20 protein-coding genes are annotated in these 21,529 nt (G+C 66.6%); 8 read left to right on the top strand and 12 right to left on the bottom strand.

Translation table 11 applies throughout. The annotated features are described in order from the left end of the window. The first annotated feature begins 65 nt into the window (after nt 1-65). Nucleotides 66-983 carry a LysR family transcriptional regulator gene (locus HLG70_RS03210; protein WP_171665174.1) on the top strand — a complete coding sequence of 306 codons (918 nt, stop codon included), beginning with the start codon at nt 66-68 and terminating at the stop codon, nt 981-983. A 145-nt stretch (nt 984-1,128) separates the two neighbouring features. Here HLG70_RS03210 and rpsT read toward each other — a convergent pair whose 3' ends face one another. From rpsT to HLG70_RS03260, 10 genes are all read right to left on the bottom strand, one after another. After that, nucleotides 1,129-1,392 carry a 30S ribosomal protein S20 gene (gene rpsT / locus HLG70_RS03215; RefSeq protein ID WP_025135824.1) on the bottom strand — a complete coding sequence of 88 codons (264 nt, stop codon included), beginning with the start codon at nt 1,390-1,392 and terminating at the stop codon, nt 1,129-1,131. Between the two features lie 263 nt (nt 1,393-1,655). Further along, a complete protein-coding gene (locus HLG70_RS03220) occupies nt 1,656-2,618 on the bottom strand; it encodes a FecR domain-containing protein (RefSeq protein ID WP_171665701.1) in 963 nt (320 codons plus the stop codon). A 195-nt stretch (nt 2,619-2,813) separates the two neighbouring features. After that, the gene (gene murJ / locus HLG70_RS03225) at nt 2,814-4,373 is read right to left on the bottom strand and encodes a murein biosynthesis integral membrane protein MurJ (RefSeq protein WP_171665173.1); all 1,560 of its coding nucleotides are present in this window, start codon (nt 4,371-4,373) and stop codon (nt 2,814-2,816) included. 106 nt (nt 4,374-4,479) lie between these two features. Next, on the bottom strand, nt 4,480-5,238 hold the full coding sequence (locus HLG70_RS03230; protein ID WP_171665172.1) for a 3-hydroxyacyl-CoA dehydrogenase: 759 nt from the start codon (nt 5,236-5,238) through the stop codon (nt 4,480-4,482). Between the two features lie 136 nt (nt 5,239-5,374). Continuing rightward, a complete protein-coding gene (gene adk, locus HLG70_RS03235) occupies nt 5,375-6,031 on the bottom strand; it encodes an adenylate kinase (protein ID WP_057282556.1) in 657 nt (218 codons plus the stop codon). Nucleotides 6,032-6,122: 91 nt separating this feature from the next. After that, nucleotides 6,123-6,887, bottom strand: a complete 765-nt coding sequence (gene kdsB, locus HLG70_RS03240; RefSeq protein ID WP_171665171.1) for a 3-deoxy-manno-octulosonate cytidylyltransferase — start codon at nt 6,885-6,887, stop codon at nt 6,123-6,125. A 10-nt stretch (nt 6,888-6,897) separates the two neighbouring features. Then, nucleotides 6,898-7,080 (bottom strand): Trm112 family protein, encoded by a 183-nt coding sequence (locus HLG70_RS03245; protein ID WP_171665170.1) that lies wholly within the window; start codon nt 7,078-7,080, stop codon nt 6,898-6,900. A 99-nt stretch (nt 7,081-7,179) separates the two neighbouring features. Continuing rightward, complete coding sequence (lpxK, locus tag HLG70_RS03250) at nt 7,180-8,226, bottom strand: tetraacyldisaccharide 4'-kinase (protein WP_171665169.1); 1,047 nt, start codon at nt 8,224-8,226, stop codon at nt 7,180-7,182. Then, on the bottom strand, nt 8,223-8,636 hold the full coding sequence (locus HLG70_RS03255; RefSeq protein WP_057282560.1) for an ExbD/TolR family protein: 414 nt from the start codon (nt 8,634-8,636) through the stop codon (nt 8,223-8,225). The genes lpxK and HLG70_RS03255 overlap by 4 nt, the downstream gene beginning before the upstream one ends. Continuing rightward, complete coding sequence (locus tag HLG70_RS03260) at nt 8,633-9,256, bottom strand: MotA/TolQ/ExbB proton channel family protein (protein ID WP_171665168.1); 624 nt, start codon at nt 9,254-9,256, stop codon at nt 8,633-8,635. The genes HLG70_RS03255 and HLG70_RS03260 overlap by 4 nt, the downstream gene beginning before the upstream one ends. Nucleotides 9,257-9,608: 352 nt before the next feature. On the opposite strand from HLG70_RS03260, the gene xseA reads away from it, so the two are divergent. The 6 genes from xseA (at nt 9,609) to pcaF (ending at nt 19,784) form a co-directional block, all read left to right on the top strand. Beyond that, the gene (gene xseA, locus HLG70_RS03265) at nt 9,609-10,976 is read left to right on the top strand and encodes an exodeoxyribonuclease VII large subunit (RefSeq protein WP_171665167.1); all 1,368 of its coding nucleotides are present in this window, start codon (nt 9,609-9,611) and stop codon (nt 10,974-10,976) included. Nucleotides 10,977-11,138: 162 nt separating this feature from the next. Beyond that, nucleotides 11,139-14,261, top strand: coding sequence for an ankyrin repeat domain-containing protein (locus HLG70_RS03270; RefSeq protein WP_171665166.1), 3,123 nt, complete (start codon nt 11,139-11,141; stop codon nt 14,259-14,261). A gap of 140 nt (nt 14,262-14,401) precedes the next feature. After that, nucleotides 14,402-14,980 carry a superoxide dismutase [Fe] gene (gene sodB / locus HLG70_RS03275; protein ID WP_050445200.1) on the top strand — a complete coding sequence of 193 codons (579 nt, stop codon included), beginning with the start codon at nt 14,402-14,404 and terminating at the stop codon, nt 14,978-14,980. Between the two features lie 281 nt (nt 14,981-15,261). Next, nucleotides 15,262-16,968 carry a methyl-accepting chemotaxis protein gene (locus HLG70_RS03280; RefSeq protein WP_171665165.1) on the top strand — a complete coding sequence of 569 codons (1,707 nt, stop codon included), beginning with the start codon at nt 15,262-15,264 and terminating at the stop codon, nt 16,966-16,968. A gap of 49 nt (nt 16,969-17,017) precedes the next feature. Next, nucleotides 17,018-18,412 carry a chloride channel protein gene (locus HLG70_RS03285; protein ID WP_171665164.1) on the top strand — a complete coding sequence of 465 codons (1,395 nt, stop codon included), beginning with the start codon at nt 17,018-17,020 and terminating at the stop codon, nt 18,410-18,412. A gap of 166 nt (nt 18,413-18,578) precedes the next feature. Next, nucleotides 18,579-19,784, top strand: a complete 1,206-nt coding sequence (gene pcaF, locus HLG70_RS03290) for a 3-oxoadipyl-CoA thiolase (protein WP_171665163.1) — start codon at nt 18,579-18,581, stop codon at nt 19,782-19,784. 104 nt (nt 19,785-19,888) lie between these two features. Here pcaF and HLG70_RS03295 read toward each other — a convergent pair whose 3' ends face one another. Together HLG70_RS03295 and HLG70_RS03300 are read right to left on the bottom strand one after the other, a co-directional pair. Beyond that, the gene (locus HLG70_RS03295; RefSeq protein ID WP_171665162.1) at nt 19,889-20,422 is read right to left on the bottom strand and encodes a DUF192 domain-containing protein; all 534 of its coding nucleotides are present in this window, start codon (nt 20,420-20,422) and stop codon (nt 19,889-19,891) included. A 93-nt stretch (nt 20,423-20,515) separates the two neighbouring features. After that, nucleotides 20,516-20,761 carry a cold-shock protein gene (locus HLG70_RS03300; RefSeq protein ID WP_006220277.1) on the bottom strand — a complete coding sequence of 82 codons (246 nt, stop codon included), beginning with the start codon at nt 20,759-20,761 and terminating at the stop codon, nt 20,516-20,518. A gap of 226 nt (nt 20,762-20,987) precedes the next feature. On the opposite strand from HLG70_RS03300, the gene clpS reads away from it, so the two are divergent. Next, a complete protein-coding gene (clpS, locus tag HLG70_RS03305) occupies nt 20,988-21,302 on the top strand; it encodes an ATP-dependent Clp protease adapter ClpS (RefSeq protein ID WP_057282568.1) in 315 nt (104 codons plus the stop codon). The last annotated feature ends 227 nt before the right edge of the window (nt 21,303-21,529 follow it).

Raw genomic sequence — 21,529 nt, forward strand, 5'->3', positions numbered from 1 at the left:
GGCCTTGGTCATCCAGTAAAATGCTTTGATTTTGACGATCAATTCATTTCTGATATGGGGTAGGAATGCTGACGCATCGGCATATCGAGGTTTTCCGCGCCGTGATGATCGCCGGCAGCGTGACCAAGGCCGCCGACCTGCTCAGCACGTCGCAGCCGACGGTCAGCCGGGAGCTCGCCCGCATGGAGCAGTCGATCGGCTTTGCGCTGTTCGAGCGGATCGCGGGGCGCCTGCGGCCCACCATGCCGGCGCTGGCGCTGTTTGAAGAGGTGCGGCAGTCCTATGCCGGGCTGGAACGGGTGGCGTCTGCCGCCGCGCGTTTGCGGGCGTTCCGGGGCGGGCAGCTCTCGGTGATCGCCTTGCCGGCGTTTTCCCATTCCATCCTGCCCGACGCCTTCCTGCGGTTTCATGGCCGGCATCCCGGGGTGAGCCTGTCGGTGGAAACGCAGGAATCGCCCCTGCTGGAGGAATGGCTGACCGCGCAGCGCTACGACCTGGGCCTGACCGAGCACGACACGGTGCCGGCCGGCACGCGGGTCGAGTTGCTGCTGCAAGTGGATGAGGTTTGCGTGTTGCCGGACGGGCATCCGCTGCTGGCGCGGCCGGCCATTGATTTGCCCGACTTCGAAGGGCATGCCTTTGTCAGCCTGTCTTCCAGCGATCCTTACCGCATCCAGATCGACGAGGCGTTTGCCGAGGCCGGGGTGCTGCGGCGATCCATCGTCGAAACGCCGACCGCCGTGTCGGTCTGCACGTTCGTGCGGCAGGGGCTGGGCCTGGCGATCGTCAATCCACTGACTGCGCTGGATTTCGCCGGACGCGGGCTGCACATCCGCCCCTTGACGCGCTCGTTTCCGTTTCGCGTCAATGTGGTGTTTCCGGAGCACCGGCCCGGCAATCCGCTGGTGGACGCATTCATGGCGTCGTTGCGCGCAGCGGGCAGCGCCATCGAGGGCAAACTGGCCGCCCGGCAGGGCGGCTAGGCGGCGTTGCGATCCCGCAATGCGTTCCCCGCAGTGCGTTCCTCGCAGCGCATTATTTTCAGGCAACAAAAAAGGATGCCCGAGGGCATCCTTCTTTATTTGCCGTATTCGTGACGCCCCAAAAAAGCAGGGGCGGCAGAATGGCTTAGGCCAGCGCCTTGATGGCGGCAGCCAGGCGGCTCTTGTGACGAGCGGCCTTGTTCTTGTGGATGATGTTCTTGTCAGCCACGCGATCGATCACGCTGGAGGCCTTCTGGAACACGTCGCCAGCCGCAGCCTTGTCGCCAGCGGCGATGGATTGGCGAACGCGCTTGATGGCGGTGCGCAGCATCGAGCGCAGGCTGGAATTGTGCTTGTTGCGCTCAACGGATTGGCGAGCGCGCTTGCGGGCTTGGGCGGTATTGGCCATGTTGCTATATAAGTTGAATTCGGCAAAGTCGAACATTGTAGCAAGTCCCTACGGGATTGCAAGCTTTTAATGTCGCTTCAACCGATGGAGCGCCCGTCAACCGGGCGGGGGGCGCTGATGGGAAGAATCCCAGGGCTGGAGAACCCTTGCGGATGGTCCTCATGAAAAGCCTTGAGGAAAACCCGCGGCGCCTACTGGATAAAAACACCGTAATGAGTATACAACGGAAGCGGTGCGCCGGCACAGCGCCATCGCTATCGTTGTCAGGTGGCGACGTTGATCGAAACGAACCAGGGCGTGAAGCGGCGGACGTGGATAGGCATCAGGTCCTGCAGGCTGTCCAGCGCCGCGTCGGTGTCGTCGAGCGGAAAGTGGCCGGTTACGGGCAAGCCGCCGGCTGCCATTGACACGCGCAGCGTACCGCTGCGATAGGGGCGCAGCGCCGCGATCACCTCGGTCAGCGGGCGGCCGCGGGCTTCGACCCAGCCGGATTCCCACGCGGCTTCGGCCATCAGTTCGGCGCGAGGCGTGTCCATGCGGAAGTTGTCGAAACGGGCGCCGGTGCCGGCGCGGATGGTGCCGTGGGCGCCGGCCATGGTTTCGACTTCGACTTCGTGTTCATGCACCACCACCACGGTGCGCTGGGCCTGCTGGCGCACCATGTAGCGCGTGCCCAGGGCGCGGACCGTGCCTTGCGCGGTCTGGACCAGGAACGGGCGGCGCGCGTCGGGCGCCACCGATACCGTGACCGCTCCGTCCAGCAGGCGGACCTGGCGATACGCCGGGGTGAAATCCAGGTTGACGCGGCTGCGCGCGTCCAGCAGCAGTTGGCTGCCATCGGACAGCACGTAGCGGCGGCGCTCGCCCGTGGCCGTGGCTGCGTCGGCGGCTACGTTGCTCAGCGGATAGAAGGCGTTGCCGACATAGGCGGCGAAGGCGCTGGTTCCGACGAGCGCAAGCGAGCCGGCCAGGAAGCGGCGGCGGGGCGGCACGATGGCCGGCGGAGGAGGGATCAGCGGCGGGGGGGCGCCGTCGGTGGCATACCCCGCAGGGTAGGCGTCGCCGAGCCGGCCGAACGTCGACCCCGCCAGCGTGCCCGTCAGCTGCTGCCAGGCGTCTTCATGGACAGGGTCGGCCGCGCGCCACGCCAGGAAGTCGTTATAGTCCTGCGCGGTTGCCTTGCCGGAGCGCAGCAACAGCAGCCAATTGATCACCTGGTCCGCCATGGGTTGTCCTTGGGCGTACTTCACTTCATGTTCCCGCGCGTATTGGCATGCGGGAGTCCTTTCGATGGGAATTTTTAAATCATAAAGGTTTTTTACCAAAGATTACGGCCCGCTTATCAATTCTTGACGAATTTAATGCGAAAAGCCGGCATAAAGGCCGGCTTTTGGACGGTAATGTAGCCTGAAATGCTGAAATTACCGCGTCGGGCGGCGTCCGAAGTCCCTAGGGCGAAAGCCAAACAGTAACAACATTCCGAAGTAGACCACACCGCTGGCGGCCAATACGCCGGCCAGCAGGGCGGCGCGCTGGCCGGCATGGGCCTGCAGCGCCAGCCAATCGATTCGCCCGTCGGCATACCAGAGCAGAGCGGCCAGCCCCCCCAGGGCCGGCAGCAGCCGTAGCGTGAACAAGGCCCAGCCGGGGGCGGGCTGGTAAAGGCCGCGCTGGCGCAGGCCGATCAGCAGCGCCAGCGCGTTCAGGCAGGCGCCCAGGCCGATGGCCAGCGCCAGTCCCGCATGCGCCATCACCGGGACCAGCACCAGGTTCATCAGCTGAGTCAGGATCAGCACGGCGATGGCGATCTTCACCGGGGTACGGATATCCTGCTTGGCATAGAAGCCAGGGGCCAGGATCTTGACGGCAAGCAGGCCGATCAGCCCGGCGGAATACGAGATAACCGCCAGCCGGGTCTGCAGCACATCCTGGGCGGCGAAGGCGCCATAGTGAAACAGCGTGGCGACCAGGCCATCCGACAGCAGCGCCATGCCCACCGCGGCGGGCAATCCCAGCAGCAGGACCAGCCGCAAGCCCCAGTCCAGCAGGGCGCTGTAGCCGCCGTGGTCGTCGCGCGCATGGGCCGCGGACAGGCTGGGCAACAGGACTGTGCCCAGGGCCACGCCCAGCAGCGCGGTGGGGAATTCCATCAGGCGGTCGGCGAACGACAGCCAGGTCACGCTGCCGGGGGTGAGCCAGGTGGCGATATTGGTGTTGATCAGCAGGGAGATCTGCGCCACGGACACGCCCAGCGTGGCCGGCGCCATCTGCTTCAGGATGCGCTGCACCGTGGGGTCGGCCCACGCCTGGCGGAAACGGAAGGAAAAGCGCGGGGTGAGGCCCAGCCGCGCCAAGGCGACCCATTGAACCGCAAGCTGCGCCACGCCGCCGATCATGACGCCGATGGCCAGCGCGTAGACCGGCACGTCCATGCGCGGCGCAAGCCAGATGCAGGCGCCGATCATCGAGAGGTTGAGCAGCACAGGCGTGAAGGCGGGCACGGCAAAGCGGCGCCAGGTATTGAGCACGCCGGACGCGAAGGCGATCAGGGACATGCAGAAGATGTACGGGAACATCATCCGCGTCATCCAGACGGCGGCGCCGAATTCGGTATCGCGGGCCGCGCCGCGCAGGCCGCTGGCCATGGCGGACACCACCCATGGGGCCGCGGCGATGCCGATCAGCGTGATCAGCATCAGCGCCGCGGTCAGCAGCAGGGCCACGCGGTCAAGCAGCGTGCGGACTTCTTCTTCGGAGCGGTTGTTGCGCGCGGCGCCCAGGATGGGCACGAATGCCTGCGCAAACGCGCCTTCGGCGAACAGGCGGCGCAACAGGTTGGGGATACGAAAAGCGACCCAGAAGGCGTCGGTGATGGGACCGGCGCCAAAGGCGCGGGCCACCAGGATGTCGCGGATCAGGCCGGAAATGCGGGACAGCAAGGTAAAGCTGCTGACCGTGGCCGCCGAACGAAACAGGCTCATGGATGGACTACTAGAAAAGGTGCGGGCCGGCCCGGTGCGACGGCTTGAAACCAAATGGCATCAACCAAAAAGGCGGCCCACGTCGTGGGCCTGCCTTTGTACTACATCACTTCGGCGGCATGCGGATGGCGCCGTCCAGGCGGATGGTCTCGCCGTTGAGCATATCGTTGGTGATGATGCTCTGGACCAGCTTGGCGTAGTCTTCCGGGCGGCCCAGGCGGGCGGGGAACGGAATGCTGGCGGCCAGCGAGTCCTGCACTTCTTGCGGCATGCCGAAGATCATCGGCGTGCCGAAGATGCCCGGGGCGATGGTCATGCAGCGGATGCCGGTCTTGGCCAGGTCGCGCGCGATGGGCAGCGTCATGCCCGCGACGCCGGCCTTGGACGCGGCGTAGGCCGCTTGGCCGATCTGGCCGTCGAAGGCGGCAACCGAGGCCGTGTTGATCATCACGCCGCGTTCGCCGGTGGGCTCGGGGCTGTTGGCGCTCATGGCTTCGGCGGCCAGGCGCATCATGTTGAAGCTGCCGATCAGGTTGATGGACACGACCTTCTGGAACAGGTCCAGGGGATGCGCGCCATTCTTGCCCACGATCTTGGCGGCGGGCGCGACGCCCGCGCAGTTCACCAGGCCAAACAGCGTGCCCAGTTCGCGCGCGGCGGCGACGGCATTCTTGCCGTCGGCTTCCTGCGTCACGTCGCAATGCACGTAGCGCTGGCCCAGTTCCTTGGCCAGGGCTTCGCCCGGCGCGTCCTGCACGTCGGCGATGACGACCTTGGCGCCGTTTTCCACCAGCATGCGCACGGTGCCTGCACCCAGGCCGGACGCACCGCCCGTAACGATGAATACCTTGTTCGCGATTTCCATGTATCTACCACCAGATCAGTTCAAGGGAAGGGAGGCGGCGCGGCGGGGCGCCGAATGCAACAAGGCCTTCGGGCCGGAGCCGGAACGCATCGCGTCCGGCCGGCGCCGAAGGCCTTTGGGCCATCGAGGCGCCAAATCAGCTCTGGACGGCCTCGAACAGGCGCGACTTGATTTCGTCGACGGCGCCCACGCCCGAGATCTTGCGGTACTTCGGGGCGGCGGCGGCGTCCTGCTGCGCCCAGGTCGAGTAGTAGTCGACCAGCGGACGCGTCTGTTCGCGGTACACGGACAGGCGGTGGCGCACGGTTTCCTCGCGATCGTCGTCGCGCTGGATCAGGTCTTCGCCGGTGACGTCGTCCTTGCCTTCCGCCTTGGGCGGGTTGAAGCGCACGTGGTAGCTGCGGCCGCTGGGCTGGTGCACGCGGCGTCCGCTCATGCGTTCGATGATGTCTTCTTCGGGGACGGCGATTTCCACGACATAGTCCAGCTTGACGCCGGCGCTCTTGAGCGCATCGGCCTGCGGGATGGTGCGGGGGAAACCGTCGAACAGATAGCCGCTGGCGCAGTCGGGCTGCTTCAGGCGGTCTTGCACCAGGCCGATGATGATCTCGTCGGAAACCAGGCCGCCTGCGTCCATGACCTTTTTGGCTTCAAGACCCAGAGGGGTGCCCGCCTTCACCGCGGCGCGCAGCATGTCGCCGGTGGAGATTTGGGGAATGCCAAAGTGCTGCGTTAGAAACGCGGCCTGGGTGCCTTTGCCGGCGCCGGGGGGTCCGAGCAAGATGAGACGCATGAGTGCTCCTGATGGGGTTTATTTTTTGTGATCCGGGGGATTATGCCGCAATGCAGCAGCCAATGCGGGGCTGCGCCATGGGAAATAACCCTTATATCGGTTTGCTGTAGATCAACCGGACCCGCTCCAGGTCCGCCGGGGTATCGACTCCCGCGGCAGGAGGGGTGGAGGCCCGATGGACGACGATAGCGTGGCCATGCTCCATGGCGCGCAGCTGCTCAAGCGATTCGAACCGTTCCAGCACACCTTGCGGCAGGGTCGGGTAGCGGCGCAGGAACGACGCGCGGTAGGCGTACAGGCCGATGTGGTGCCAGGCGGGCAGGCCGTCGGCCAGCACGCGCTCGCCGCTGGCCAGCGCGTCGCGGGCCCAGGGAATGGGGGCGCGCGAAAAGTACAGCGCGCGGTCATCCGCGGCGCAGACCAGCTTGACGACATTGGGGTTGAACAGGGCCTCGGCGTCGGCCAGCGGGCAGGCGCAGGTGGCGATGTCGGCCTGGGGGCAGGCCCGGAGCTTGGCCGCCACGGCGTCGATGAGTTCGGGCTCGATCAGGGGTTCGTCGCCCTGGACGTTCACCACGATGGCGTCATCGGGCAGGCCCAGCTGCTCTACGGCCTCCGCCAGCCGGTCGGTGCCGGTGGGGTGATCGCCGCGGGTCATCAGGGCGCGCAGGCCATGCGCCTGGACCGCTTGTTGCACGCGGACGTCGTCGGTGGCGATGTAGAGCTGCGACGCGCCGGACAAGGCGGCCCGTTCGGCGGTGCGCACGACCATGGGCTTGCCGGCGATGTCAGCCAGCGGCTTGTCGGGCAGGCGGGTCGAGGCGGTGCGCGCCGGGATGATGGCGATGAAGCTCACGATGCGGCGTTCAGCGGGAAGCGGCGGCGTCGTCCAGCACGCGGGCTTCCGACTCGAGCATGACGGGGATGCCGTCGCGCAGCGGGAAGGCCAGGCGGTCGGCGCGGCAGACCAGTTCGGCCTGCTGCCGGTCGTGTTCGAGGCGGCCCTTGCACAAGGGGCAGACGAGGATGTCGAGAAGGCGGGATTCCATGACCGGGATTCTAAAACAGTTTGCGCCGGGACCGCATCCGCCGGACGCGGGAGCAATGTTTCGAATCAAGTGCGCCGCCGCGGGCAAGCCGGCGTGCTTCTAGGCCCGTGGCGTCTCGCGCAGCGCCTGCGCCAGCCAGTCAAACAGCTGCGGGTCGGAAAAAGCTGCGCGCACGGGTACTTCCCACAGGCGCGCGTCGTTCAGGGCGCCGCATTTGATGGCGTCCTTGGAGGTGACCAGGATCGCGTCGGCAGCCAGATCCTGGAATGGGGATACGGCGTAATCGTGGTGGTCCGGCAGCGCCAGTGTGCTTGCCAGCGTGATGCCGGCGGCGCGCAGGGTCGTGAAGAACCGCTCGGGGTTGCCGATGCCTGCCGCCGCCGCGACCCGCGGTTGCCCGGAAAAGCCGGACAGGGGACGGGTGGCATGCCCCTCGATCCGCTTCGCGTCGCCCGGTTCCAGCCACATGCGCACCTGGCGCGGGCGGCCAGTGGCGCCGTCGGAGTCCGGTTCGCGGGGCGGCGTGCCGATATTGGTCACTACGGCATCCACATCGTTCAGGCGGCTGGCGGGTTCGCGCAGCGGCCCGGCGGGCAGGAGGCGGCCGTTGCCGATGCCACGCTGGTCCTGCACCACGATTTCGATGTCGCGGGCCAAGGCCAGGTGCTGCAGGCCGTCGTCCGAAACGATGACATCCACCTTGGGGTGCGCCCGCAGCAGGGCCTGGGCGGCCAGGGCGCGTTTGGGGTGGATGGCCACGGGGGCGCCGGTGGCGCGCGCGATCAGCGCCGGCTCATCGCCGAAGCGGGCCGCTCCCAGCGAACCCAGCCCGACGCGGGCATGGGGGCCGACTTTGACGCCGTAGCCGCGGCTGACGACGCCCGGCGTGAAGCCGCGCGCGCGCAGGCCTTCGACGGTGGCGATCACCATGGGGGTCTTGCCGGTGCCGCCCACATAGACGTTGCCGATCACGACCACGGGGACGGGCGCGCGGTAGGCGGTCTTGGCCCCGTCCTGGTAGAGCGCGCGTTTGCGCGCCACGGCCCATGCGGTCAGGGCGGAAAGGGGACGCAAGGCGGTGGATAGCCAGCCGCCATGCTGCCATTGCCGCGCCAGCAGGGATGCCGAAGTGCGTTTCGCGGTCACCGGGCAGTCTGGGCGGCGAAATTGACGCGGCCGATGCCGGCCAGCCGGGCTGCTTCCATGATGTTGATCACGGATTGGTGCGTGGCCTGCGCGTCGGCGTTGATGACGACCAGCGGCTCGGTCTTGCCGGCGGCGGCCTGGCGCAGGGCATCGGCGATTTCGGGAGGCGTGGAGACGTCGATGAGCGTGCCGTTGAGGGCATAACGCCCGTCCTGGCTCACGGCGACTTCCAGCGCCGGCGGCGTGTCCTGCTCGGAGGAGGCCTGGGGCAGCGTCACCTTCAGCTGCGTGAAGCGCGCAAACGAGGTGGTCGCCGCCAGGAAGATCAGGATGACCAGCAGGACGTCGATGAGCGGGATGAGGTTGATATCGAGCTCATCGCGATCGCCCCGGGATCCGCGGAAATTCATGAACGGCCCTCGCGCGCGGCCGGTGCCGTGGACACGACACGGACCAGGCGGGAGGCGGCCTGTTCCATGGCGCTGAGATAACCGTCCACGCGGCCGCGCAGATAGCGGTGCGCGATCATGGCGGGAATGGCGATCAGGATGCCGAAACCGGTGTTGTACAGGGCCATCGAGATGCCGCGCGCCAGCTGGGCGGGGTCTCCGCCACCGGGCGTGTAGGAGCCGAAGATCTCGATCATGCCGACCACGGTGCCGAACAGGCCCATGAGCGGCGCGATGACGGCGATGGTGCCGATGGCGGAAATGTAGCGGCTGAGGTCATGGGCGACGGCCCGGCCGGCGTCCTCGACCACGTTGCGCAGCTCTTCGCGGGGCAGGTGGCGGTGACGCATCACCTCGGCCAGCACCCGGCCCAGCGGCGAATTGCGTTCCAGGCGGTGGATTGATTCGGGGGTGTCCTGCCGGTTGCGCAGCATCTCGGCGACCTGTTCGTTCAGGCCGCGCGGCAGGATCAGGTTTCGGCGCAGGGACAGGAAGCGCTCGAAGATCAGCGCCAAGCCCAGCACGGATGTTGCCAGTAGGGGCCATATCGGCCAGCCGGCCTCGCGCAAGATGGAAAGCAAAGCGTTCAACTCCTGGGGGAGCCGGGCGTGCCGGACGGCGCGCATTGGCATTCTGAACAAGCCGAAACTGTAACGGTGCGGCGGACTTGTGGCAAGGCGGGACGATCCCGAAACTATCCACAGAAACTGTGGATAATTCTGTGCAAAACTCCGCCGGAACGCTTATGGGCACAGGGCTTGCGCTTGTTTGCTTCAATTTCGCGCACCGTGCGACAAGTAAAAATCTCATAAAAATCAGTGATTTGCACCGAAAATGCTGGCTGTCTGGGCAGTTGCTGCAAATTCCTGGGGACGCGGTATCATTGCGCCCCGCTACGTATGCCCTGTGGACAGGTACGCATCGGAAAGCCTCATGACAATTGAATTCGCAGTCACAAACAACGCATTTACGCGGGATATCCTGACAGTTGCCCAGCTGAACCAAGCCGTGGGGCAGTTGTTGGAGCGCAGCATCCCGGCGTTATGGGTTCGCGGGGAGATTTCCAACTTCACGCAGGCGGCTTCCGGGCATTGGTACTTCACGCTCAAGGACAGCCGGGCCTCCGTGCGGGCTGTCATGTTCCGCGGCCGCGCCAGCGCCGTGGGTTTCGTTCCCAGGGCGGGCGACCAGGTGGAAATCCGGGCCAGGGTTTCCCTGTACGAGCCCCGCGGCGACTACCAGCTGCAAGCCGACGCCATGCGCCGGGCCGGTCTCGGGAACCTGTATGAAGCATTCCTGCGGCTGAAGGAGCAGTTGGCCTCGGAAGGGCTGTTCGACCCCGCCCGCAAGCGCGACCCGGTCCGCCTGCCGCGGGCGATCGGCGTGATCACCTCCCTGCATGCCGCCGCGCTGCGGGACGTGCTGTCGGCGCTGGCGCGGCGCGCGCCCCAGGTGCCCGTCATCATCTATCCGGCCCCGGTTCAGGGGGCGGATGCCGCGGGCAGGCTGGCCGCGCAGGTGCGGATGGCCAATCAGCGTGCCGAGGTGGATACGCTGCTGCTCGTGCGTGGCGGCGGCAGCATCGAAGATCTCTGGAGCTTCAATGACGAGGATCTGGCGCGCCAGGTGGCGGTCAGCGAGATTCCCGTCATCAGCGGCGTCGGCCACGAGACCGATTTCACGATCGTGGACTTCGTGTCCGATGTGCGCGCGCCCACGCCGACGGCCGCGGCCGAACTGGCTTGCGCGCCACGGTCCGAGTTGCTGGGGCGCGTCATGCAGACCGCCCAGTCCATGGCGCGCGTCCAGCAGCGCCGGCTGGAGCGGGCGGCACAGCGCCTGGACCGGGCGGCCGCGCAGCTGGTGTCCCCGGCCCAGCGGCTGGAGCACCAGCGGGAACGCCTGAACAGCCTGCGCTTCCGGCTGGCGTCCGCCTGGTCGGCGCCGCAAGGCCGCCGCACGGCGCGCGTCAATCTGCTGGCCCAGCGGCTGACGCATCGCGTCCCCGACACCGGCCGCGCCGCGGATCGCCTGGCGGGCGCTGTCCGCCAATTGAGCCAGGCGCATGCGCGCCTGCTGGTTCAGAGCCGCAACCGCCTGGCCGCCGCCACCGCGCAACTGCGCGCGCTCGATCCCGGCAATACGCTGGCGCGCGGTTATGCGATTGCCCGCGATGCCGAGGGCAGGATCGTGCGTGATGCCGCGGGCCTGTCCGCCGGCCAAGGACTGGACCTGAGCTTTGCGCAAGGCGGCGCCCTGGTCGAGGTTCAACAAATCCGCAATACGCGCGACGCCAGCTGATACGGCGCGGCGGCCTGTGCGCCGTGCCGCCGGCACGGCGTTCGGCCTGTCGGGCGCAGGACACTCCACGCGATCAAGGGCAAGGCGATGCGGCACAACATTAGCTTGGGTTGGTTGGCCGGTGTGCTGGCCGGAACGGCATTGGCGATAGGCCACCCGGCAATGGCCTGGGCGGTCCCCGCAGCCGCTGGCGAGACGGTCCCCGCGCTTGAATGCAATTGCGATTCGCCCTACCGCGAATACAAGAACGCCGATACTCCGCAGACCGAAGCGCTGTTTGCGGCCGTCAACGGCAGCGATGAGGCGGCATTTTCCGCGGCACTGGCGCAGGTGGACCGTCCGGGCGACTACGCGAGGGAGGGCGTGCCCCTCTTGCATGCCCTGCTGACGCCGCCACGCGGCCTGCGCTTCAAAGACGTGTACTGGAACATGACGCCGCAGGAAGCGGCGCGCATCCGCGAGGCCTACGCGGCGATCCTGCCGGCTCGCGCGCGCATGCTGGCCGCGCTGCTGGCCACGAAGCCGGCGCTGGACGACGTGACCTATCAATCGCGCCGTCCGCCCCTGCATCTGGCGATCCTGTATGGCTCGCCCGAGATCATGGACGCGCTGCTGGGGGCGGGGGCCAGGCCGGACCAGCGCGGCGATGAAAATCGCACGGCCCTGGAATTCCTGCTGAACCGCGATTTCGAGTTCGCGGTGCGCATGACCTATCTGCCACGCCTGGTCGACCGCAAGGAGCTGACGCGCATGGTGCTGGCCTTGTTCAAGGCCGGCGCGGCGCGGCCTTACACCGGCCTCGATCAGCCCGCCGATGAAACCCTGCGCAGCCTTTTTTCCGACGAGCAGGGCAAGCTTCGGCCCGCGGCCGATTTCCTGGCCTGGACGCCCATGGTGGAAATGACCGAAGGCGCGGAGTCCTTGCGGGCGCTGGCGGCCACCGGCACCAGGCCCGCCTACGGCGAAGAGCTGACCGCCTTGGCGCTTGCTGCCTACCTGGGTAACGCGGACGCCGTGTCCATGCTGATGGAGCTGGGGCCGCGCAAGATCCCCGCGACCGCCTATGGCGAAAGCGGCGAACGCGATGTGTGGCTGGACGCGGCGCAGGCCGCGGTGGAGGGCGGCCATCCGGCGATCGCCGCGCAGCTGCTGCGCGCGGAAATGCCCTTTGCGCAGCGCGGCCCGCAGACCGGGTCGGCCGACCTTGTCTTCGCCAAGGTCGAGGTGGCGGCTCGGCCCATCATGAACCTTGCCGCCCGGCGGGGGGATGCGGAAACGCTGCGGCGCCTGTTGGCGCTGGGCGCGCCGGTCGAGGGCGACGCCGCCGAGCAGCATGGCAACACGCCTTTGGCCGATGCGGTCGAGGCCCGCAAACCCGAAGCCGTGAAGATTTTGCTGGCCGCTGGCGCGGACCCCGGCATCAAGCGCCAGGGTTACGACCTGAAGTCGGCGCTGGAATTGGCGGTGCAGGCGGGCGACGCGGCGGCCCTGCGCGATCTGCTGGCGTCGATGAAGCCCGGGTCGCTGCAGGCCGCGCTGCGCGACCCCGAGAGCTCGCCGGTCGCGCTGCTGTTGCGCCAGCCCGGCAAGCAGGGCGCCGCGATGTTGCGGATGTTCGCGGAGGTGGGATTCGACTTGAAGTCGCTGGGGGCCGATGCGATCCGGCAGGCGCTGGAGAACCGCGATGCGGCCCTGGCCTTGATGCTGATCGACGCCGGAGTGCCGGTCAATCCGTCCGCGCCGGGCCAGGCCGACGAGCGCGGCGGCACGGCGGACAGCCGTTATGACCTTAGCGCGACGCCGCCGCTGTTGCTGGCGGCAATGTCCGGCCAGACTTCCGTCGTCGATGCCTTGCTGGCAAAGGGCGCGGACCCGGTCGCGCTGGCGCCGGATGGCGAGAGCGCCTTGTATTGGCTGATCGGCCGCCAGGACACCGCGATGCTGGACCGCCTGCAGCGCGCGGGCGCCAGGCTGGACGACGCGCGGCTGCCGCGTGCCCCCGCGCCGTATGCCTTGCTGAACGCCGCCGTAGCCTCGGGCGACATGGAACTGGTGCGCCGCGTCAGCCAGGCCAACGGTCAGGCGCTGGCGGACGCCTGCCTGCCCCAGAGCGGCGAATTCAATCTGTTGGACAAGCCGGGCTACTTCGGGCAGCTGCAGGCGGCCGGCTTTACCGGCAAGCACGACATCTGCGCGCGCGACGCCGGCCCTTTGCCGGACCGCATCGTGGCGCTGCTGTTGCAGAGCCGGCAATTGGTCACGGCCCGGCACGATACGGTCGTGCAGGTGCTGCGACAACTGAAGGCCTCGGGCACGGACCTGGATGCGCAGCTGGACGATGGCGATACGCCGCTGAATGTGGCGATACGGCTGGGTCGCAAGGACCTGGCCGATGCGATGCTGTCGGCTGGAGCCAGCCCGGACGCGGCCGATGGCGCGGGCCGCAGTCCCGCCTGGGTTGCGCTGGAAACCGGCCAGCCCGGGATGCTGTCCCTGCTGGCGCGTTATCGCGCACGCTTCGATGCCGCCGTGGCGCCGCCGGGGCAGTCGTTCCAGAACACGCTGGCGTGCCAGTCCGCGCCTGCGTTCGGCCGCGTCCTGCAAGAGGCCGGCGTGACGCTCAAGGCCGAGTGTGCACCGCCTGCGCAAGGCAGGCGCGCAGGGGCCAAGGCGCCCAGCAAATCGGCGGATGCCGTCCGTCTGCCGGGGCACTACTTTCTGCAAGGCTTGCGCGAAGTGGGCAGCGAACTGCTGCTGTCCGAAGACGGCAGCTTCGACTACCTGATGAGCTATGGCGCGATCGACATCAGTGCGCGCGGCGCCTGGCGCAGCGACGGCAGGCAGGTCTTCCTGGACACGCCGCCAATTCAGCCGTACTCGGCCATCGTGGACGTGCGCGCCGATACCCGGCCGGCCGAGGCGGGCCTGCTGACGGTGCGCGTGTACTACCGCGACCGGCCGGTGAAGGTCAATGTGGCGATGTCGTCGGCGGAGGCCGACCATGGCGGCGCGCCGCGGCAATCGGAAGGCGCCGACGGTGTCAGTGCGCCGATTGCGGCAGGGGCGTTGAAAGGCCTGGCCGTGTTCTTGCCGCTGCCTTCGGGCGCGCGCTGGCATGAGGTGGACATCAGCAAGATCGATGCCGCCGCGCGAGCCATCCGCATCGATGTCGCGGCGCCTGAATCCGCCGCCGGCACCCCGCTGCACAAGACATTCACGTTGCAAAAGGACGGCGCGCTGGTCGAGAAGCGTGGCGGCCGGGAACTGCGATACGCGAAAGAGTAGCGTTTACAAAACTCAGACATCGACGTCATAAGTACATGCGTCCGTTAACCCCGCGCGGACGCGGGGTTAACGCGGTATCCTCATTAGTTGCCGATACAATTGAACGGCTTGATCGTGCACTCAACAGAAGGAACCATCACATGGCACATACTCTTCCCCCCCTGCCTTACGAACTGGACGCGCTGGCTCCGCATATCTCCAAGGAAACGCTGGAGTTCCACTACGGCAAGCACCACCAGACTTACGTCACGAACCTGAACAACCTGATCCCGGGTACGGAATTCGAAACGCTGTCGCTGGAAGACATCGTGAAGAAGTCCTCGGGTGGCATTTTCAACAACGCGGCCCAGATCTGGAACCACACGTTCTACTGGAACAGCCTGGCTCCCAAGGCCGGCGGCGCACCTTCGGGCAAGCTGGCTGACGCCATCAATGCCAAGTGGGGCAGCTTCGACGCTTTCAAGGAAGCGTTCAACAAGTCGGCCGCCGGCAACTTCGGTTCGGGCTGGACCTGGCTGGTCAAGAAGGCCGATGGCTCGGTCGACATCGTCAACACCAGCAATGCCGCCACCCCGCTCACGACGGCCGACACGCCGCTGCTCACCTGTGATGTCTGGGAACACGCCTACTACATCGACTACCGCAACGCCCGTCCCAAGTACCTGGAGAACTTCTGGGCGCTGGTGAACTGGGAGTTCGCCGCCAAGAACTTTGCCTGATAGGCAGAGGCAGGGGCGCATGCGGTGCCTGCACCGCGGTCCCTGACTGGAACCCCTCGCAATTGCGAGGGGTTTTCTTTTTGTCCGGCAAGAATTCAGCTTCCAAAAAACCCTGTCGATTGTCGATTCCATTGCCGCGAAGTGACGCGTGAACAGGCTTTTTTTTAGGGTTATCCCTAGGAAATCGGCCCGCTATCGTTGGCCCCGGTCTGCGACTGAACCACGGGGCCCACGACCGCGGCATGCCGCCATAAACCGGGGTAATTACAGGGAAGGGAAGCATGTTGCGGTTATTTTCGGGGTTGCGCATAGGCGCTCGCCTGACGGGTGCGTTTTTGCTGGTGGCGGTGATAGGCGGTGCGATCGGGGCCTTTGGCGTCTGGGGGCTGGCTCGCATCAATGAAATGAACGACCGGCTTTACGATACCGAGCTGCGCGGCATCTCGGACATGAAAGAAGCCAATATCAATCTGATCTACGCGGGCCGTGCGCGCAACGCCTATCTGGCCGCGTCCACGGACCAGGAGCGCAAGGCGCTGCGCAAGCAGTTCGACGATGCGGTCAAGAACATGGACGCGCTGCGCGAAAAGGCCAGCGCGAATTTCTACGCGGACGAAGGCAAGCGCCTGCTGGCGCAGTTCGCGGAAACCGAACAGATCTGGAAGCGCGAATCCGCGGCGTTCTTCGAGGCGGCCCAGTCGCAATCGCTGGCGCAGAGCGATCCGCGCGTGGCCGAGATCGACAAGCGCGTGGTCACGTCGTCGCAGAAGCTCGACGACCTGATGACGAGCCTGGCGGTGGGCAAGGAGAAGACCGCCGCGCAGTCCGTGCAGGAAGGCACGGATCTTTACGTCACGGTCCGCGCCGTCATGATCTTCCTGGCGGTGATGGGCGTGGTCATCGGCATGCTGCTGGGCTGGCTGGTCACGCGCGGCATCGTCCGTCCGCTGGACCAGGCGGTCAAGGCCGCGCGCCAGGTGGCCGCGGGCGACCTGACCACGGACATCCAGGTCGCCACGCGCGATGAAACCGGCGACCTGATGGGCGCGCTCAAGGCCATGAACGAAAGCCTGGCCCGCATCGTCAAGGACGTGCGCGACGGTTGCGAGAGCATCGCCTCGGCGTCGTCGCAGATCGCCCAGGGCAATTCCGATCTTTCGCAGCGCACCGAAGCGCAGGCCTCGTCGCTGGAAGAGACCGCCGCATCGATGGAAGAGCTGACCAGCACCGTGCAGCAGAACGCCAACAACGCCAGCGAGGCCGACCGCCTGGTCAGCCAGGCGTCCAGCGTCGCCGTGCGCGGCGGCGAGGTGGTCGAAGGCGTGGTCCAGACCATGAGCGCGATCTCCGACAGTTCGCGCCGTATCGCCGATATCACGGGCGTGATCGACGGCATCGCCTTCCAGACCAATATCCTGGCGCTCAACGCCGCCGTGGAAGCGGCGCGCGCCGGCGAGCAGGGCCGTGGCTTCGCCGTCGTCGCCGGCGAAGTGCGCACCTTGGCGCAACGCTCGGCGGTGGCCGCCAAGGAAATCAAGGCCTTGATCGACGAATCCGTCACGCGCGTCGAAGGCGGCACGCGCCAGGTCGACGAGGCCGGCCGCACGATGCGCGAAGTGGTGGACAGCGTGCGCCAGGTCGCCACCCTGGTGCGCGAGATCGCCAGCGCTTCGGAAGAGCAGTCGTCCGGTATCGGCCAGGTCAACCAGGCCGTGGCGCAGATGGACACCGTGACGCAGCAGAACGCCGCGCTGGTCGAAGAAGCGGCCGCGGCAGCAGCCAGCATGCAGGAGCAGGCTGGTCGCCTGGCGCAGGAAGTGCGCCGCTTCAAGGTGGACGCAGGCGGCGGTTCGGCTCGCGAAGCGCAGGCCCGGCTGATGCCGGCCTCGCCCGCGGCGGGAAGAAAGCCGATCGCATCCACGGCACGGCCGGCGCAGGCTCGGCCCGCCCTGGCGCGCGCCTCGGAGGACGACTGGTCGGCATTCTGACCGGCGGGGGTGGTAAGGTTAGCCACCTCCAGCCGCCTGCGCGCCGCCCATGAGATTGCCCGACCCCGTACGCCGAGTCATCGCCCGCTCCCGCCGGCTGGCGCGCCGCAAGGTGCGCCAGATCAATCGCCTGTCGCGCAAGAGCATGCAGCTGGGGCTGTTGCTCGGCGGGGCCGCCCTGGTGGCGCTGATGTCGCTGGGCTTTACCTACCTGGCGGACAAGGCGTTGGCCTGGAACCGCCAATGGGTGTCCTACAACGGCTGGCTGGCGCTGCTCGTGATGCCCTTCGGCCTGGCCGCCCTGCGCTGGCTGACCCTGCGCTATGCGCCCAATGCGGCGGGTAGCGGCATCCCCCAAGTCATAGGCGCGCTGTCCCTGCCTCCCGGCCCCAGCCAGAACAGCCTGGTGTCGCTGGCGCAGACGCTGTGGAAGATTCCCCTGGCATTTTTCGGCATGCTGGCCGGCGCCTCGATTGGCCGCGAAGGGCCGTCGGTGCAGGTCGGCGCCGCGCTCATGCTCGCCTGGGGCGAATTCTGGAAGCGGCGCGGCGTGCAACTGCGCGGCTTCCATGCCAATGAGCTGATCGCCGCCGGCGCCGCGGGCGGCCTGGCGGCCGCTTTCAATGCGCCGCTGGCCGGCGTCATCTTCGCCATCGAGGAACTCGGACGCGGCACCGTGCTGCGCTGGCAGCGGCTGGTGCTGATCGGCGTGCTGGCCGCAGGCTTTCTGGTGGTGGCGGTCATGGGCAACAATCCCTATTTCGGCGTGTTCGGCGGCGCGCCGCTAGCGCACAACATGGTGATGTGGATCGTGATCTGCGGCGCGCTCAATGGCGCGCTGGGCGGAATCTTCGCCCGCCTGCTGGGCGAGGGGCCGGTGGGCGCGGCGCCGCCGTCTTGGCGTGCCTGGATTCGCGCCCATCCCATCTGGACCGCCTTCATCATGGGCCTGGCGTTGGCCGTGATCGGCCTGTGCACCGCCGGCAGCGTCTATGGCACCGGCTATGCCGCGGCGGCGGACCTGCTGGACGGCAAGGATTCGGTGCCGGCCGGCTTCGGGCTGGCCAAGCTTGCGGCCACCGTCGCGTCGTATTGGGCGGGCATCCCCGGTGGCATCTTCACCCCGGCGCTGACCACCGGCGCGGGCATCGGCCACCACATCTGGCAACTCGCGGGCGAGGGAGTCGACCAGCGCGTGCTCGTCCTGGTGTCGATGGCCGCCTTCCTGGCCGCGGCCACGCAGGCCCCGCTGACGGCCAGCGTCGTGGTGATGGAAATGACGGGCAGCCAGCCCATGCTGTTCTGGCTGCTGGTGGGGTCCCTGCTGGCTTCCGGCGTGTCGCGCCAGTTCTGCCCGCAGCCCTTCTATCACCTGGCGGCAGGGCGATTCCGCCGACAGGCCATCGTGGATGCCGGCCGCGCCGCCAAGGCCGGCGCGCACTGATATCGCGTATCGGCGCCTGATTGCGTGCGAGTTACGCGCGGGCCGAGGTGAACGTCTACTGGACACTGTCCGTGCTGCGGACATCCCCGCGATGCACCAACTTGGCGCGAAAGCGCTGCGTTAAGATCAGTCGATCCGATTTTCCTCACTTGACTCCGAGCTTCCCATGACCGTGAATGCCTTTATCTGTGATGCGATCCGTACTCCCTTCGGCCGCTATGGCGGCGCGCTGGCTTCCGTGCGTCCCGACGATCTGGCTGCCGTAGCCATCAAGGCGCTGGTGGCGCGCAATCCCGGCGTGCGCTGGGAAGAGCTGGACGACGCCATCATGGGCTGCGCCAACCAGGCCGGTGAAGACAACCGCAACGTGGCCCGCATGGCCACGCTGCTGGCGGGCCTGCCGATCGAAGTGCCCGGCGCCACGGTCAACCGCCTGTGCGGTTCGGGCCTGGACGCCATCGGCGGCGCCGCGCGCGCGATCCGCGCCGGCGAAGCCGGCCTGATGCTGGCTGGCGGCGTGGAAAGCATGAGCCGCGCGCCTTTCGTCATGGGCAAGGCCGACAGCGCGTTCTCGCGCAGCGCCGCCATCTATGACACCACGATCGGCTGGCGCTTCGTCAACAAGCTGATGAAGGCGCAGTACGGCGTGGACTCGATGCCCGAGACGGCCGAGAACGTCGCCGACGATTTCAACATCAGCCGCGCCGACCAGGATCTGTTCGCGCTGGCCAGCCAGCAAAAGACGGCGCTGGCCCAGAAGGCAGGTTTCTTCGACACCGAGATCGTGCCCGTGTCGATCGCTCAGAAGAAGGGCGATCCCATCATCGTTTCCAAGGACGAGCACCCGCGTGAAACCACGCTGGAATCGCTGGCCAAGCTCAAGGGCGTGGTTCGCGAAGGCGGCAGCGTCACGGCCGGCAACGCGTCGGGCGTGAACGACGGCGCCGCCGCGCTGCTGCTGGCCGATGAAAAGGCCGCCGCCCGCCACGGCCTGACCCCGCGCGCGCGCGTGGTCGGCATGGCGACCGCAGGCGTTGCGCCGCGCATCATGGGCATCGGCCCGGCTCCCGCCACGCTGAAGGTGCTGGCCCAGACCGGCCTGACGCTGGATCAGATGGACGTGATCGAGCTGAACGAAGCGTTTGCCGCCCAGGGCCTGGCCGTGCTGCGCCAGCTTGGCATCGCCGACAACGATCCGCGTGTGAACCCCAACGGCGGCGCGATCGCCCTGGGCCACCCCTTGGGCGCCAGCGGCGCGCGCCTGGCCACGACCGCGATCAACCAGCTGCATCGCACCGGCGGCCGCTACGCGCTGTGCACCATGTGCATTGGCGTCGGCCAGGGCATCGCACTGATCATCGAACGCGTCTAAACGCCGTTCACCCTGCCGCCTTAAGGGCGCGGGAATGAAAAGGGAGCCTTCGCAGGCTCCCTTTGTTCATACGGAAGAGGGCGGCTGGGGCCCCGGGCGTAAGCTCAGGGCAGGCCGTCGAGCTTTTTGCCGGTCTTGATGCCGTGCTCGTTGAACCAGCCTTGGGCCATTTCCAGGGCGTAGCGCACCGGCTTCTTGGCGCAATGCGGGTCTTCGGTCTGCGGCGCCATGTCTTCGATGTTGACGATCGTGCCGTCGTCGGCGATAAAGGCAATCGAGAGCGGCAGCAGCGTATTGCGCATCCAGAAGCATTGCACGTCAGGTTGTTCGAACACGAACAGCATGCCGTCGTTGCCCGGGAGCTCCTTGCGGAACATCAGGCCGTCGCGGCGGGTGGCTTCCGTGTCGGCGACTTCTGCGCGGATAATATGGATGCCGGCCGACAGCTGCGTGGTGCGCAAGGCGGGCTGTGGGCCGGTCTGGTTCTGCGCGCTGGCGGGCAAGGGCAGGGCGAAGGCCGCGGCGGCCAATGCTCCGGCGATGGTTGCCGCCGAGGCTGCCCTCAGCGATGCTGCTTTAATGATCGCTGTTTTGAACAACGTATGAACAGCGGGAAACAAAACGGTATTCTTCAGCATGGCCCGGCGGAGTAATAAGAAAATAACAAGGCGGGGCCCGAAAGCCCCGCCTGGATAATGGCGCAACCTTACCGTTGCGCTTTAAAGGGTAACTCAGGCAGCTGTGATATTGAGCGCCTGTTTGCCTTTAGGCCCCTGAATAATCTCGAAGGCGACTTTCTGGCCTTCCTTCAGGGTTTTAAACCCATTCATCTGGATGGACGAGAAATGGGCGAACAGATCTTCACCGCCGTCGTCGGGCGTAATGAAGCCGAACCCCTTTGCATCGTTGAACCATTTGACGGTGCCCGTCGATTTGGGATTGTCCCCTTGGACGGCGGTTGCGGTCGTATCAGACATGCGGCCTGCCTCATTGAATCGTATGTTGACAGAAGGGCAATGCGGCCTAGACCCCTGTCCCCCCTCCGGCTTCCTGGCAGATTTTCGATGAATTGAAAACCCCAGAATGCGTGGATAATGCGCCGCTTTTCTTCGCTCCGTCAAGTATGGATACTACGTATTTCCGCGTGTAAATCTTAGTAAGTTGAGTGGTTGCCGTCCCCCGTTTAAATAGAATACCCGCCCTATGAGTTCTACCTTGGATACCCAGCATGATTTGGTCGTGGAGAAGGCATCGGCTCGCGCTGCGCCTCCTCCGATGTACCAGGTGTTGTTGCTGAATGACGACTACACCCCAATGGAGTTCGTCGTGAAAGTGCTGCAGAAATTCTTCAATAAGAATCAGGAAGAGGCGACGCGGATCATGTTGCAGGTGCATCACGAAGGGCGCGGCGTATGCGGGGTATATCCCCGCGACCTCGCCGCCACACGTATCGCCCAGGTCGGGCAGTATGCGCGGGCGCGCCAGCACCCGCTTCAATGCGTGATGGAACCGGTTTGACTTCAGCAAAGACGGCGCCGCCAGCAATGGCGGCGTTGTGACGCCCATTCTATTCCGGGTTTCAGGGTGAACAGGCTCTAGCCGCGTACCGAGAAGCGCGCGGCGCGTGTCGGGTCGGCAGCTCCGCCGCTAAGGAGCGTTGCATTCGAGTAGGCGGGGAGGTTGGCCGTGAGTGGAAAGATCAGCAAGACCTGGCTGGCGGTTGCCAGTGTCGCAGTGTTGGCGGG

This window comes from Achromobacter deleyi, from assembly GCF_013116765.2.
Lineage (GTDB): Bacteria > Pseudomonadota > Gammaproteobacteria > Burkholderiales > Burkholderiaceae_B > Achromobacter > Achromobacter deleyi_A.

What these genes read in the sequence shown, in the direction of transcription:
- HLG70_RS03210 (WP_171665174.1), top strand. Translation starts at nt 66, where the DNA reads ATGCTGACGCATCGGCATATCGAGGTTTTCCGCGCCGTGATGATCGCC.
- rpsT (WP_025135824.1), bottom strand. Translation starts at nt 1,392, where the DNA reads ATGGCCAATACCGCCCAAGCCCGCAAGCGCGCTCGCCAATCCGTTGAG.
- HLG70_RS03220 (WP_171665701.1), bottom strand. Translation starts at nt 2,618, where the DNA reads ATGGCGGACCAGGTGATCAATTGGCTGCTGTTGCTGCGCTCCGGCAAG.
- murJ (WP_171665173.1), bottom strand. Translation starts at nt 4,373, where the DNA reads ATGAGCCTGTTTCGTTCGGCGGCCACGGTCAGCAGCTTTACCTTGCTG.
- HLG70_RS03230 (WP_171665172.1), bottom strand. Translation starts at nt 5,238, where the DNA reads ATGGAAATCGCGAACAAGGTATTCATCGTTACGGGCGGTGCGTCCGGC.
- adk (WP_057282556.1), bottom strand. Translation starts at nt 6,031, where the DNA reads ATGCGTCTCATCTTGCTCGGACCCCCCGGCGCCGGCAAAGGCACCCAG.
- HLG70_RS03245 (WP_171665170.1), bottom strand. Translation starts at nt 7,080, where the DNA reads ATGGAATCCCGCCTTCTCGACATCCTCGTCTGCCCCTTGTGCAAGGGC.
- HLG70_RS03255 (WP_057282560.1), bottom strand. Translation starts at nt 8,636, where the DNA reads ATGAATTTCCGCGGATCCCGGGGCGATCGCGATGAGCTCGATATCAAC.
- xseA (WP_171665167.1), top strand. Translation starts at nt 9,609, where the DNA reads ATGACAATTGAATTCGCAGTCACAAACAACGCATTTACGCGGGATATC.
- HLG70_RS03270 (WP_171665166.1), top strand. Translation starts at nt 11,139, where the DNA reads ATGGCCTGGGCGGTCCCCGCAGCCGCTGGCGAGACGGTCCCCGCGCTT.
- sodB (WP_050445200.1), top strand. Translation starts at nt 14,402, where the DNA reads ATGGCACATACTCTTCCCCCCCTGCCTTACGAACTGGACGCGCTGGCT.
- HLG70_RS03280 (WP_171665165.1), top strand. Translation starts at nt 15,262, where the DNA reads ATGTTGCGGTTATTTTCGGGGTTGCGCATAGGCGCTCGCCTGACGGGT.
- HLG70_RS03285 (WP_171665164.1), top strand. Translation starts at nt 17,018, where the DNA reads ATGAGATTGCCCGACCCCGTACGCCGAGTCATCGCCCGCTCCCGCCGG.
- pcaF (WP_171665163.1), top strand. Translation starts at nt 18,579, where the DNA reads ATGACCGTGAATGCCTTTATCTGTGATGCGATCCGTACTCCCTTCGGC.
- HLG70_RS03295 (WP_171665162.1), bottom strand. Translation starts at nt 20,422, where the DNA reads ATGCTGAAGAATACCGTTTTGTTTCCCGCTGTTCATACGTTGTTCAAA.
- HLG70_RS03300 (WP_006220277.1), bottom strand. Translation starts at nt 20,761, where the DNA reads ATGTCTGATACGACCGCAACCGCCGTCCAAGGGGACAATCCCAAATCG.
- clpS (WP_057282568.1), top strand. Translation starts at nt 20,988, where the DNA reads ATGAGTTCTACCTTGGATACCCAGCATGATTTGGTCGTGGAGAAGGCA.